The organism is Microbacterium oleivorans, from assembly GCF_013389665.1.
Taxonomy (GTDB): Bacteria; Actinomycetota; Actinomycetes; order Actinomycetales; family Microbacteriaceae; genus Microbacterium; species Microbacterium oleivorans_C.
Genome location: NZ_CP058316.1, coordinates 154,181 through 167,243, shown reverse-complemented (window position 1 = coordinate 167,243; position 13,063 = coordinate 154,181). Strand labels below are relative to the sequence as shown.

General features: G+C 71.5%; 11 protein-coding genes. 5 read left to right on the top strand and 6 right to left on the bottom strand.

Annotated features, from left to right (window positions below; all coding sequences use genetic code 11):
• The first annotated feature begins 8 nt into the window (after positions 1 to 8).
• Together HW566_RS00910 and rpsT are read left to right on the top strand one after the other, a co-directional pair.
• On the top strand, positions 9 to 746 hold the full coding sequence (locus tag HW566_RS00910; RefSeq protein WP_178009592.1) for an alpha/beta fold hydrolase: 738 nt from the start codon (positions 9 to 11) through the stop codon (positions 744 to 746).
• A gap of 116 nt (positions 747 to 862) precedes the next feature.
• Positions 863 to 1,123: a 30S ribosomal protein S20 gene (rpsT, locus tag HW566_RS00905; protein WP_178009590.1), complete on the top strand. Its 261-nt coding sequence runs from the start codon at positions 863 to 865 to the stop codon at positions 1,121 to 1,123.
• Between the two features lie 155 nt (positions 1,124 to 1,278).
• On the opposite strand, the gene holA is transcribed toward rpsT, so the two are convergent.
• Together holA and HW566_RS00895 are read right to left on the bottom strand one after the other, a co-directional pair.
• Entirely contained in the window at positions 1,279 to 2,319 is a 1,041-nt protein-coding gene (gene holA, locus HW566_RS00900; protein ID WP_178009588.1) for a DNA polymerase III subunit delta, read from the bottom strand.
• Positions 2,320 to 2,361: 42 nt separating this feature from the next.
• Complete coding sequence (locus HW566_RS00895) at positions 2,362 to 3,516, bottom strand: zinc-binding alcohol dehydrogenase family protein (RefSeq protein ID WP_256728980.1); 1,155 nt, start codon at positions 3,514 to 3,516, stop codon at positions 2,362 to 2,364.
• Between the two features lie 54 nt (positions 3,517 to 3,570).
• Between HW566_RS00895 and HW566_RS00890 the strand changes: the two genes are divergently transcribed.
• The gene (locus HW566_RS00890) at positions 3,571 to 4,158 is read left to right on the top strand and encodes a TetR/AcrR family transcriptional regulator (RefSeq protein WP_178009586.1); all 588 of its coding nucleotides are present in this window, start codon (positions 3,571 to 3,573) and stop codon (positions 4,156 to 4,158) included.
• A gap of 35 nt (positions 4,159 to 4,193) precedes the next feature.
• Here the strand turns inward: HW566_RS00890 and HW566_RS00885 are convergent, their stop codons facing one another.
• The 4 genes from HW566_RS00885 to HW566_RS00870 all read right to left on the bottom strand — a co-directional run bounded on the left by HW566_RS00885 (position 4,194) and on the right by HW566_RS00870 (position 11,301).
• Positions 4,194 to 6,611 carry a ComEC/Rec2 family competence protein gene (locus tag HW566_RS00885; protein WP_178009584.1) on the bottom strand — a complete coding sequence of 806 codons (2,418 nt, stop codon included), beginning with the start codon at positions 6,609 to 6,611 and terminating at the stop codon, positions 4,194 to 4,196.
• Positions 6,608 to 7,159 carry a ComEA family DNA-binding protein gene (locus HW566_RS00880; protein ID WP_178014555.1) on the bottom strand — a complete coding sequence of 184 codons (552 nt, stop codon included), beginning with the start codon at positions 7,157 to 7,159 and terminating at the stop codon, positions 6,608 to 6,610. Before HW566_RS00880 ends, HW566_RS00885 begins: the two co-directional genes overlap by 4 nt.
• 188 nt (positions 7,160 to 7,347) lie before the next feature.
• Entirely contained in the window at positions 7,348 to 9,927 is a 2,580-nt protein-coding gene (gene leuS / locus HW566_RS00875; RefSeq protein WP_178009582.1) for a leucine--tRNA ligase, read from the bottom strand.
• A gap of 51 nt (positions 9,928 to 9,978) precedes the next feature.
• Entirely contained in the window at positions 9,979 to 11,301 is a 1,323-nt protein-coding gene (locus tag HW566_RS00870; protein ID WP_178009580.1) for an anthranilate synthase component I family protein, read from the bottom strand.
• A gap of 42 nt (positions 11,302 to 11,343) precedes the next feature.
• Between HW566_RS00870 and HW566_RS00865 the strand changes: the two genes are divergently transcribed.
• Positions 11,344 to 12,024 carry a DedA family protein gene (locus tag HW566_RS00865; RefSeq protein WP_178009578.1) on the top strand — a complete coding sequence of 227 codons (681 nt, stop codon included), beginning with the start codon at positions 11,344 to 11,346 and terminating at the stop codon, positions 12,022 to 12,024.
• Positions 12,025 to 12,028: 4 nt separating this feature from the next.
• A complete protein-coding gene (locus HW566_RS00860) occupies positions 12,029 to 13,063 on the top strand; it encodes an App1 family protein (protein ID WP_178009576.1) in 1,035 nt (344 codons plus the stop codon).

Below are 13,063 nucleotides of genomic sequence, written 5' to 3'. Positions count from 1 at the left end.
GTGGAAGCATGCGGCCGCAGGTGATTCTGGTGCACGGCATCCGCACATCCGCCACGATGTGGCGCGCTCAGGTGGCACACCTGCGTGAGCGGGACGTGTCGGTGCGGGCACTGGATCTGCCCGGCCACGGCACCCGCATGGCCGAGACCTTCACCCTGGGCGGCGCGTTCGCCACGATCGATGACGCCGTGCGGGATGCCGCGGAACGCGGCCCCGTGCTGCTGGTGGGTCACTCGATGGGCGGGCTGCTGAGCACCGCCTATGTCGGCAACGAGGAGCGACCGCCGGTCTCGGCGTTCGTCGCAGCCTCGTGCACGGCGATTCCCCGCGGGATCGGACTCTCGGTGTACCGGGCTCTCGCGCTCGGTTTCGATCGGCTCCCCGGCCGCGGCCAGCGCATCACCGACTGGGTGCTCGACCGCACGCTCCCGATCGAGACCCGTCCCGATTTCGGTGCCGGTGGATACGCGTACGACGCTCAGGACGTCGCACTGAGCAGCCTGTCGGTGCTCGACCTGCTCGCCGCCGTCCGGCGGATCGACGTTCCCACCTGGTTCGTCAACGGACAGTACGACCAGCTGCGGGTCAACGAGCGCCTGTTCACGCGACTGGCCCCGGGCGCCGAGCTCATCGTGGTGCCGCGCACCAGTCACCTGGTCACCGCGATGCGTCCGCGCGTCTTCAACGCTCTCCTCGATCTCGCCCTCGCGACCCTCGCCGATACCGGCTCGCGCAGCGGAACCTGATAGACTCGGTCTTCGGCTTGCCGTGTGGGTTCCTCCCTCACACGACCGTCGTGCGGCACCCCTCTACTGCCGTCCGACACATCCACCGAAAATTCCGAACGAAAGATACGTCTCACGTGGCGAACATCAAGTCGCAGATCAAGCGCAACAAGACCAACGAGAAGGCGCGCGAGCGCAACAAGGCCGTCAAGAGCGGGCTGAAGACCGAGGTGCGCCGCACCCGGGAGGCCATCGCCGCCGGCGACAAGGCCGCCGCCGAGAAGGCATTGGCGACCGCGTCGAAGAAGCTCGACAAGGCCGTGAGCAAGGGCGTCATCCACGAGAACCAGGCGGCGAACCGCAAGTCGTCCATCGCGAAGCAGGTCGCTGCTCTCTGAGCCGCTCTGCCGCTGTGCCTCGAAGGCCCGCCCCGCTCGTCGGTGCGGGCCTTCGTCGTCCCCGGATTCCTCACCGCACTCCCGCGCCGAGACGGTGGGTTCGCGGCCGGGTCCCGGGTAAGAGCGTGGTCTTGCAGATCGGGTGGAGGCCAGGGTCAGGCGCCGTAGGGGGCGCGGGTCGCGATGACGGTGACCAGGCGCTCGACGGCGAACACCGGATCGCGTGAGGCGCCCTTCACCTCGGCGTCGGCACGTGCCGCCGCTTGGATCGCGGTGGCGAGCGCCGACTCCGTCCAGTCGACCAGATCGCGCTTGGCCCGGTCGACCTGCCAGTCCTTCATGCCGAGCCGAGCCGCGAGGGCGGCGGACGGCTCGCGGGTGCCCGCGACGCGGGCCATCGTCCGCAGCTTCGACGCGATCGCCGCGACCAGGGGAACGGGGTCGGCACCGCTCGCAAGAGCATGGCGCAGCGTGATCAGCGCCTCGCCGTAGCGGCCTGCGATCGCGGTGTCCGCCACGGCGAAGGCGGTGGTCTCGACGCGGCCCCCGTAGTATCGCTCGACGACTTGATCTCCGATGTCGCCGGGCACGTCGGAGATCAGCTGCTGGCATGCCGCCGCAAGCTCGGTGAGGTCGTCGGCGAACGCCGAGACGAGCGTCCGCAGCGCCGAGGGCGCGATGCGCTTGCCCGCGGTGCGGAACTCACCGGCGGCGAAGTCGAACCGATCCGCATCACGCTTGATCGCCGGGACGGCGATCTCGACACCGCCACCGGTGCCGGCACGGATCGCGTCGAGGAGCTTCTTCCCCCGGACGCTCGCCCCGGTGTGCCGCAGCACGATCGTGGCGCCGTCCTGCGGGTTCTCGAGGTAGGCCAGCGCCTCGGTCAGGAACGCGTCGGAGCACTTCTCGACGCCGCCGACGCGGACGAGCCGAGGCTCGCCGAACAGCGACGGTGAGGCCATGCCCAGGAGGGTGCCCGCGGCGTAGTCGTCGGCGCGGATGTCGGACACCTCCAGGCTCGGGTCCTCGGCCTTGAGGTAGTCGCGCAGTCCCGCGATCGCACGCTCGGCGCAGACCTCCTCGGGGCCCGAGACGAGGACGATCGGTGCCGGCTCGGGCGCCCGCCACGACAGCTGACGGATGGCGGTCTTCGCGGGTCCGCGGGAGGCGGGTCGGCGAGGGCTCGGCGGCATGGTCTCAGCCTAATCCGCGGCGTGGACACGCGGGGCGGCGGCTCACAGCGTCACGACGAGCTTGCGCGCCGAGACGCCCGCGTGCAGACGGTCCAGGGCGTGCTGAATGCTTTCCAGTCCATCGCCCACCACCTCTGCCGCGGGAGCGCAGACATGCCTGCCGTCCGCCAGCGCGTCGGGCAGATACCGCTCCCAGAGCATCGGTCCGACCTCGTTCGCCATCAGTGTGCTGCCCCAGACAAAGCCGGCCCGCACGCCGGCGGCGCGTGCGCGCAGCTGGATGGCGAGTTGGCCGATCGCGACTCTGCTCATGGTCCGGATGAATGCCGCGCTCCGTCGGCCGCGGCGCGGGATCGAGCCGAACGACACCGGCGGGCTGAGGAGGGCGACGCGTTTGGCGCCCGCGGCGGCGGCGATCCGCACGGCGGGAGCGCCGGAGCCCGGCCCGATCGCGACGACACCCGCCAGGCTCTCGCCGGAGAGGCCTGCCAGGATGTCGCGCTCCACGTCGGGCGAGCGGTAGTCGACGACATCGCTCGCGCCCAGATCACGCAGGAAGCCGGCATTTCGCGCCGACGCGGTGGCGATGACGCGATAGCCCGCCGCGACGGCCAACTGGATCGCGTTCATCCCAACGCTCGTGGATCCGCCCCAGACGAGGATGGTGCCGGTGCCGGTGCCGGCCGGCCCCGGCGTGGGCGGCACGAGTGCGAGAGCGTCGTCTTGGAAGAGGGCTGTCGCGGCCGTCGAGACCGCGAGCGGCAGGACGACGGCGTCGGTGTAGCCGATGCTCTCCGGGAGCGGTGAGGCCAGGTCCTCGCGCACGACGGTGAAGAGCTGGAAACCACCCTCCGCGTCGTGGCGACGTCCGCGCTCCATCCCGACCGCGTACGCCACGACACGGTCACCGGCCGAGAAGCGGGTCACGTCGGGGCCGACGGCTTCGACGACTCCGGCGACGTCCTCCCCGAGGATCATCGGGTACGACAGCCAGCGGTACATCAGGTCGCCGGTCCCCTGCTTGACCTCGAGGGGGTTGACCGCCAGCGCACGGTTGCGGATGAGGATCTCGCCGCGCCCCGGAACGGGCATGTCGGCGGGACGGACGACGAGGTCGGCGCGGGGTGATGCGAGCCAGGCGGCGGCGTTCAGGGACACGATGACTCCGATGATCGAGGGGATGACACGAGGTGACATCACTCACTATAGGGTCGATGACACGACGTGTCGTCAGTCGGCTACTGTGGACACATGGCACGCTGGGCACCGGACGCGGCTCTCCGACTCGAACGCGCGGCGATGGAACTCTTCCTCTCCGACGGCTATTCCAAGACCACCGTGCCCCGCATCGCCGAGCGGGCGGGGCTGACCACACGCACGTTCTTCCGGCACTTCGCAGACAAGCGCGACGTGCTGTTCCTGCGCGAACGCGAGTTCCCCGACGTCGTGAGACGTCTTCTCGATGACGTACCCGCGGGGCTCGAACCGATGGCGCTCGCGCTGCACGGCGTGACCGGCGCCGCGGACGAGCTCGAGCAGTGGCGCGAGCAGATCCGCATCCGTCGCGCCGTCATCGCGTCGGATCCGCGTCTCCAGGAGCGCGAGCGATTGAAGTCGGCAGCCTTGACCGAAGCCATCCGCGACTCGCTCGTCGACCACGGTGCGACCGGCGCCGATGCCGCGCTCGTCTCGAGCATCGCCGTCGCCCTGTTCGACACCGCGGTCGACCTCTGGGTCGCCGATGACTCCGCTCGCACCCTCGTCTCGGTCGTGACCGGCCTCCGAACGAGGCTCGCCTCGTTCGCGGCCTCGATCGAGAACCCCGCCCGCGAGGTCTGATCGCCACGACGGTCGAAGACGGCACCGCCGGTGCGTCATGTCCGTCGGCGCGGGCGATCTCGTCGGTCATGAGCCTCGCCGTCGACACGGACCGACGGGGGCGGCGACGACGCCGCAGGTGAGGGCGGCGCGCTGCGCTGGTGCCAGAGTTCCAGTCCGTCCTCGCCGAGTGTCAGGGCCGCGGCGCCGGCGACGTCGGCGCGGACGACCTCGGCGCCGGAGGAGGTGAGGAGCTCGACGATCTCCGCCCTCGGGTGCCCGTAGTCGTTCTCCCCCACCCCGACCAGGGCGACGCGTGCGGCGACGCGCCGATACAGCGCCGGCGACTGGTCGGCGCTCCCATGATGGGCCACCTTCACGACCTCGAACCGTTCGTGCAGGGCACCCGCGATCACGGCCTGCGGCTCCTCCGAGAGATCGCCGAGCATCAGCACCGACGGGATGCCGCCGCCGCGGGCCGCCAGCACCACGCTGGCGTCGTTCCCCGGTGGGAAGGCCGTCCGCCGCGCGCGCGGCCACAGCACCTCCCAGGTCGCGCCGCCCAACGTGCCGGTCGCGCCGGCTGCGACGGGACGCACGTCGGCGCCTTCCGCCCGCAACTCGGCCAGCAGAGTGTTGTCGGACGGCTCGGCGGTCGGCCCGTGGAGGACGAGCTCGGCCCGGCCCGCCACGGCGTCCGCTCCCCCGACGTGATCGAGGTCGAAGTGCGTCAGCACCAGGAGGTCGATCCGCTCGACCCCGAAGAGGTCGAGACACGCGTCGAGCAGCGCGGGGTCGGGGCCAGTGTCCATGAGCGCCACCTGTCCGCGCGAACGGAGGAGGAACGCGTCGCCCTGCCCCACGTCGCACATCGCCAACGACCAATCAACGGGCACGTCGGCCCGCGCGATCGGTCCCGTGACGACCGCCGTACCGCCGGCGATGCCGACCGCGATCGCGAGCACGGATGCCGCCAGGCGCAGAAGCGCCCGTGGCACCTCGGGGAGCAGCACCACGATCGCGGCCGCGCTGAGCAGGGCGGCGAGCAGCGCACCGCCGACATCCGGCATCCAGGGCAGCGCCGCCACGGGCATCGCGTCCACCGCCTGAGCGGTCGCCGCGATCCATGCGCAGGGAAGCCAGGCGATGGCGACGAGCCCGGCGGCCAGAACGGGCAGGCCCGCGGTCAGACACGCGGCGAGTCCGGCGATCGTCGCCAGCGGCGCGGCGGGGGCGGTGAGGATGTTCGCCACGACGGCGAAGAGCGGCAGCCGGGGGTCGATCGCGACGATCAGCGGCGTACACGCGAGCTGCGCCGCCACCGGAACCGCGACGGCGAGGGCGAGCGGCCGCGGCATGATCCGCGCGAGCGAGTCGCCGATCGGCCCGGCGGCCAGCACGAGCGCGCCGGTCGCTGCCGCCGACAGGGCGAAACCCAGGCTCGTCGCGAGCCAGGGGTCGAAGACGAGGCAGATCGACACGGCGAGGCACAGCACGGCCGCGCCGGCTCCCGCGCGTCCGAGGAGCACGGCCAGCATCGAGATCGCCGCCATGGCCCCCGCCCGGACGACGCTCGGTTCGGGTGAGACCAGCACGATGAAACCCACGAGGCCCGCTGCGGCGAGCACGACGCGCCATCCCCGTCGGATGCCGAGCGCCCCGGCGAGGGTGAACACCAGTCCCACGACCACGGCGCAGTTCGCACCGGAGACGGCAGTGAGATGCGAGAGCGAGGCCGTCTTCATCTGCGCGTCGAGTTCGTCGGTGACGGCCGTCGTGTCGCCCACCGCGAGGCCGGCGATCAATCCCGCACCGGGCTGGGGCAGTGTCGCGGCCTGTGCGAGCAGGTCCGCACGCAGTCGCGACGCCGCGGCGAAGATCCCCGGCGGGCGCGCCCGAACCTCGGGCACGTCGACGTCGACGATGAGTACGGCCCGGTTGCCGGGCTCCGCGACGAAGGCGGAGCCCGATATCGAGACGGCGGCGCCCAGATCCAGACCGCGCGGACGCTCCTGCGCTCGTACCACGATGGGCACCCCGGCGTGCACGGGGTCGCCGCCCGCCGTCACGCTCGTCGCCTCGGCGTCGAACCGCCATCCGGTCTCGGACCGCTCGGGTTTGCCGACGACGGTGGCTGTCACCTCGACGACGCGGCCACCGGAGATCGGCAGTGCCGCCACCCGTTCGCGATCCGGCAGCAGCAGCGCCACGTGGGTCGCAGACGCCGCGGCGATCGCGCAGGCGAACGCCGCGAGAGCCGTGAGGCTGGCGACCGTGGCGCTCCCGGCAGGTGGGTGCCCTCGGCGCATTCGCCGCAGCACCAGCGCCGTGGTCGCTCCCCCGCACAGCACCCACAGCGTGCCCGCGAACACCGGGGCCGCTTGCGGCTGCGACACGGCCGCGGCCGAGACGAGCCACGCCGCGGCGACGACAGGGAGAAGCCGCAGGTCGCGGTGGGACGCACGGGCGCTCACACGCGCACCCGATCACGGAGTGCCTCGAGCATCTTCTCGCCGATGCCCGACACGCCCAGGAGGTCCTCGACGCTCGTGAACCGGCCGTTCTCTTCGCGCCAGGCGATGATGCGCTCGGCCAGCGCCGGCCCGACACGCGGCAGGGTGTCGAGTGCGGCGGCATCCGCGGTGTTCAGACCGATGCGACCGTCGGCGCCGACTCCCGGCCGATCGCCGGCGCCCGGTGCGGCGCCCGCCGGCGGCGCGGCGCCGGGCTCGGGCACCAGCAACTGCTCGCCGTCGCTCACGAGCCGGGCGAGATTCACCGCCGACCTGTCGGCCACATCCGTGAAGCCGCCCGCCGCGGCGACCGCGTCCACCACCCGCGCGTCCGGGTCGAGGCGGTAGAGGCCGGGATGGGCCACCGCGCCGTCGACATGGACGTAGACGGCGGCGTCGGCCACCGTCACGGTGGGTGTGACACCGGGCGTGACAGGGCTCGGAGGCGCGCTCACGGAGCGCGCCATGCCGATCGCGACGGTCACGGCCGCAGCGCCGAGCACGAGCATGACCACCGCCCCCGCCCCGAGGCGGCGGCGCCGCAGCGACCGACCTGTCTCACCCACCGCGCCAGGCTAGGAGCGGGCGCTCCTCCCCCGCGGACGACCCGGAGCGCTCGTGGAGAGGACCGGCCGAGCCCCGCACCGGGGAGGAGGGCGCGACCGGGACGGCGTGCGGCGGCGCGCCTCAGGTCACATCACGCGGTGGTGAAGCTCACGACCTTCGGCGCGCGCACCACCGCGCGACCGATCTCGCGACCGTTGAGCGCCCGCACGACCTTCTCGTCCGCGCGGGCGAGCGCCTCCAGCTCATCGGAGGAGATCTTCGCCGACACGCGGAGCGTTCCGCGCACCTTGCCGTCGATCTGCACGACCGCGGTCACCGAGTCCTCCACCAGCAGCGTCGGGTCGGGCTGACGCCACGTCGCGAGCCCCACGAAGGGACGATGGCCGAGGATCGTCCACATCTCCTCCGCGGTGTGCGGGGCGAACAGGTCCAGCACCATGGCGATGGCCTCGGCGGCCTCGCGGACGGCGGGGTCGCCCGCGCCGGCGCCGGTGTCGATCACCTTGCGGGTGACGTTGACCAGCTCCATCAGGCGTGCCACGACGACGTTGAACTTCGTCTGCTCGACCAGGCCGGGCACATCCGCCCACATCCGGTGGGTCACACGGCGGAGCGCGGTGTCGCCCTCGGCCCATACGACGTCGGGCTCACTGTCGACGTCGGCGGCCACGCGCAGCGCACGTGCGAGGAACTTCGCGGCCCCCGTGGTCGAGACATCCGCCCAGTCCTTGTCGTCCTCGACCGGGCCGGCGAAGGCGAGAGCCACACGGAGGACATCCGCACCGTGCTGCTCGAGCTCCTCCTGGAAGAGCACGAGGTTGCCCTTGCTCTTCGACATCTTCGCGCCGTCGAGGATGACCATGCCCTGGTTGATGAGGCTCGAGAAGGGCTCGGTGAACTCCACCTGCCCCATGTCGAACAGCGCCTTGGTGATGAAGCGCGCGTACAGCAGGTGCAGGATCGCGTGCTCGACGCCGCCGATGTAGAAGTCGACCGGGCCCCACTTGTCCGCCTCGCGCGCGGCGAAGGGCTGGCCGGCGTCACCCGGCGACAGGAAGCGCAGGAAGTACCACGAGCTGTCGACGAACGTGTCCATCGTGTCGGGGTCGCGCCGAGCCGGCTCGCCCGTATCGGGGTCGGTGGTGGTGACCCACTCCGCGGCCGCGCCCAGCGGCGAGGCTCCCTTGGGCTTGAGGTCGAGACCCTCGGCATCCGGCAGTCGCACCGGCAGCTGATCGGCGGGGACCGGCACGATCCGCCCGTCGTCGGTGTGGATCATCGGGATGGGAGTACCCCAGAACCGCTGCCGCGAGATCAGCCAGTCGCGCAGGCGGTAGGTCTTCGTCGCGCGGCCGTTGCCGTCCGCCTGGAGTTGCTCGATCGCCCGGGCGATCGCGTTGCGCTTGCTCAGGCCGTCGAGGGGGCCGGAGTTGATCATCCGCCCGTCGCCGGTGAGCGCGACACCGGTGCGCGCGGGGTCGACGTCGTCGATCCCGGGGCCCGGATCGATCGGCACGCCGTCGTCGTCGAGCTCGATGACGGGCATGGCGCCGGTGACGGGCGCCGTCGTGTCGACAACGACACGGACGGGGAGGTCGAAGGCGCGCGCGAAATCGAGGTCTCGCTGGTCGTGGGCGGGGACGGCCATGACCGCGCCGTGACCGTAATCGGCCAGTACGTAGTCGGCGGCCCAGATCGGCAGCCGCTCCCCGTTGACGGGGTTGACCGCGTAGCGCTCGAGGAAGACGCCAGACTTCGGCCGATCAACGGTCTGCCGGTCGATCTCGCTGGTCTTCTGCACCGTCTGCAGGTACGCGCCGAACCGCTTCTGCACCTCGTCGGAGGCCCCGGCCGCCAGTTCGGCCGCCAGATCGGAGTCCGGTGCGACGACCATGAACGTCGCGCCGTGCAGGGTGTCGGGACGCGTCGAGAACACCGTCACCTTCTCGTCGCGGCCCTCGATCTCGAAGTCGATGTCGGCGCCGACCGAGCGGCCGATCCAGTTGCGCTGCATCTGGATGACCTTCTGCGGCCAGAACCCCTCCAGCTGGTTCAGGTCGTCCAGCAGCCGGTCGGCGTACTCGGTGATGCGGAAGTACCACTGCGTGAGCTTCTTCTTCTCGACCTCGGCGCCGCAGCGCTCGCAGTGGCCGTCGACGACCTGCTCGTTCGCGAGCACCGTCTGGTCATGGGGGCACCAGTTGACCGGGCTCTCCTTGCGGTACGCCAGGCCCTTCTCGTACAGCTTCTGGAACAGCCACTGGTTCCAGGTGTAGTACTCGGGGTCGCTCGTGTGGAGCACCCGGCTCCAGTCGAACGAGACGCCGTACTCGTGCAGGCTCTTCTTCTGCTGGGCGATGTTGTCGTAGGTCCACGCGCGCGGGTCGGCACCGCGCTTGATCGCCGCGTTCTCGGCGGGCAGACCGAAGCTGTCCCACCCGATCGGATGCAGCACGTTGTAGCCGCGGTGCCGCCAGAAGCGGGCGACGATGTCGGAGTAGAGGTAGTTCTCGGCGTGACCCATGTGCAGGTCGCCGGAGGGGTACGGGAACATCGCGAGGACGTACTTCCGCGGACGCTTGTCGTCGTCTCCGCCGGCACGGAAGGGATCGGCGTCGGCCCAGGCGCGCTGCCACTTCGCCTGAATGGCGTGGGCGTCGAACGGAACCGAGTCGGGCGCGGTCGCGCGATCAGTCGAGGTGTCGGTCACGGGAGAACCTATCTGGGAAGTGCGATGGGTCGCGAAAGCGGAACTCCCAGGCTACCGGACCCGTTCCCGCCACCGGGGCGGCAGCCCGGCGCCCAGGGCGTCGAGGGGGGCGCGCGCCTTCACGGCGACCTCGGCGACCTCCGCATCGGGTTCCGAGCCCCAGGTGATCCCTCCGCCCGCGCCGACGTACGCCCGTGCGCCGTCGATCACGATCGAGCGGATCACCATCGCCAGATCGCCCCTGCCGCCCGCGTCGATCCACCCGAAGCAGCCTGCGAACAGGCCCCGCGGCGCCCGCTCGAGCCCGTGCAGGATTGTCATCGCCGACAGCTTCGGCGCTCCCGTCATGCTCCCGGCCGGGAAGGTCGCCGCGAGGAGATCGGAGAAGCGGATGCCGTCGCGCAGACGCCCGGCGACGGTGCTCACGAGCTGATGCACCGTCGGGTAGCTCTCCACCGCGAACAGCCGTTCGACCACGACCGACCCGGGATCGCAGACGCGCTGGAGGTCGTTGCGCATCAGATCGACGATCATCACGTTCTCGGCGCGCTCCTTGGGGCTCGACACGAGCTCGGCGATGAGCCGGGCGTCGGCTCGGTCGTCGGAGCCGCGGGGGCGGGTGCCCTTGATCGGGCTCGTCCGGACGACCCCATCCGCGAGCTGCAGGAATCGCTCGGGGCTCGCGCTGACGAGCGCGCGCGCCCCCGATCGGATGAAGCCGCCGTGATGCGACCCCGCCGTCGCGCGCAGCCGGAAGAACACCGCGAGCGGGTCCAGGGCGGCGTCGGCGGCCACATCGAAACGGGTGGTGAGACAGAGCTGGTAGGCGTCGCCGCGCCGGATCGCGGCGCGGCAGTCCTCGACGAGGCGTCCATACGCGTCGGGATCCACCCGTGCCGTGGCCGTCAGCACCGCGGGTGAAGCGGGGGGCGCCGCGGCACGGGCCGCCCCGGCCTCGCACCAGGCCGCCACGGTCCGTTCGAACTCATCGATCTCATCCTCGGGCGCGCTCAGCCACACGTCCCGCGCGGCGTGGTCGAAGGCGACCACCCGATCCACGCGCAGCCACAGGGCGTCGTCGTCGGCATCGACGTCGGAGCGCGCGGGAGCGCCCGCGGCCCGCGCGGCCGCGTCGTACCCGAACCAGCCGACCCACCCTCCGCGGAACGGACCGGCCGGGTCTGTCCCGCGGACCGCGCCGTCCAGGAACGGATCGGGCACGGCTGCCGCCACTCCCGTTCCGAGCCAGCTCCACCCGTCGGCGGCATCCGGTCCCGCATCGAGCCAGAAGGCCGCGTCGTCCGGGATCCCGCCGAAGACCACGGCCGGGTCCACCCAGGCCTCGAGTCGGCGACGGGCGGGCTTCTCGGGCACCGCTTCAGGGTATGCCCCAGGTGGCGCCCCTAGGCTTCAAGCGTGAACGAGATCCTCGACTGGATTCTGAGCACGGTGCAGAGCATCGATCCGGTGCTGCGCACCGTGGTGGCCGGGATCGCGATCATGCTCGAGACGAGCGTGCTGGTCGGTCTCGTCGTGCCCGGCGACACCGTCGTCATCGTCGCGGCCACCGCGGTGGGGAGCGTGCCGGAGGGGCTGGTCCTGGGCGCCGCGGTCGTCGCCGGATCGCTCGCCGGCGAGTCGATCGGCTTCGCGCTCGGCCGATGGCTCGGTCCCCGCATCCGATTCTCGCGCCTGGGGCGGCGCGTCGGCGAGACGAACTGGGTGCGCTCGGAGTTGTATCTGCGCCGTCGCGGCGGACCCGCGATCTTCCTGTCACGGTTCCTCCCGGTGCTCCACTCGCTCGTCCCGCTCACCGTCGGCATGAGCGGCTTCTCGTACCGGCGGTTCATCGCGTGGACCGCTCCGGCGTGCCTCATCTGGACATCGCTCTACGTCGGGGTCGTCGCGGTCGCCGCCCGCACCTACCGGGAGATCTCCGACAACATCCAGTACGCCGGCTACCTGTTCGTCGGGGTGATCGTGCTGTTCCTGCTCGCCGCCTACCTCGTCAAACGCGCCATCGCGCGGCGGGAGGCGCGGCATCTCGCGACCGACGCGGCGACGACCCGCCCCGCGGACGGCGACGTGAAAGACTGAACCGATGGCTTCCTCACCAGCCCCACGGCCGAAGATCCTGTGGTTCGCGCGCCTCGAGCGGCGTTTCCACTCCTGGCGGGAGCGCCGCGCCCGCGCTCGCGGACAGCGACCGACCGTGGCGGCCTATCCGGGTTACGGCGGCGACGGCTGGGTGCGGGTCCTGGGGCGGGTCCTCATCGCCCCCAAGGTCCGTCCCGCGGACGGAGGGGAATACGCCTCCGTCCGCGGCTGGCGCAGCTTCGCCTCGGTGCCCGTCGCCTTCGCCCAGGTGCAGGTCACGGTGGCCGGCGCAGTGCACGAGGTCGTGGCCGACCGCGGCGGCGTGATCGATGTCGAGCTCCCCGGATCGCTCCCCCCGGGCTGGCAGACGGTGACCATGAGCGTCGAGGGAAGCGAGACCATCGAGACGCGGGTGTTCGTCATCGGTGCGGATGTGGAGTTCGGCATCGTCTCCGACATCGACGACACCGTCATGGTCACTGCTCTGCCCCGTCCCTTCATCGCGGCCTGGAACTCGTTCGTGCTGAACGAGCACGCCCGTCAGCCCGTTCCGGGGATGGCCGTGATGCTCGAGCGCCTCACGCGCGACAAGCCCGGCAGCCCCGTCATCTACCTCTCGACCGGGGCGTGGAACGTCGCGCCGACCCTCATCCGTTTCCTGCGCCGTCACGTCTTCCCCTCCGGTCCGATGCTGCTGACCGACTGGGGCCCCACGCACGACCGGTGGTTCCGCAGCGGTCGCGATCACAAGGCCGAGAACCTGCGGCGCCTCGCCCAGGAGTTCCCGCACGTGCGATGGCTGCTCATCGGCGACGACGGCCAGCATGACGACGCGCTCTACACCGCTTTCGCGAGCGAGTACCCCGAGCGCGTGCGTGCGGTGGCCATCCGCCAGCTCTCGCCCGCCGAGGCCGTCCTCGCGGGCGGACGCACAGCGGTGAACGATCACTCTGCGGCTCAGGTGCCGTGGGTCAGTGGCACCGACGGTGCCGCACTGCTCGATCGGCTCGCGGACGTCGGCGTCATCGCCCCCGACTGA

Coding starts and splice junctions, on each gene's coding strand:
- HW566_RS00880 (WP_178014555.1), bottom strand. CDS start 7,159: ATGCTCGTGCTCGGCGCTGCGGCCGTGACCGTCGCGATCGGCATGGCG.
- HW566_RS00895 (WP_256728980.1), bottom strand. CDS start 3,516: ATGTCACCTCGTGTCATCCCCTCGATCATCGGAGTCATCGTGTCCCTG.
- HW566_RS00890 (WP_178009586.1), top strand. CDS start 3,571: ATGGCACGCTGGGCACCGGACGCGGCTCTCCGACTCGAACGCGCGGCG.
- HW566_RS00910 (WP_178009592.1), top strand. CDS start 9: ATGCGGCCGCAGGTGATTCTGGTGCACGGCATCCGCACATCCGCCACG.
- HW566_RS00860 (WP_178009576.1), top strand. CDS start 12,029: ATGGCTTCCTCACCAGCCCCACGGCCGAAGATCCTGTGGTTCGCGCGC.
- holA (WP_178009588.1), bottom strand. CDS start 2,319: ATGCCGCCGAGCCCTCGCCGACCCGCCTCCCGCGGACCCGCGAAGACC.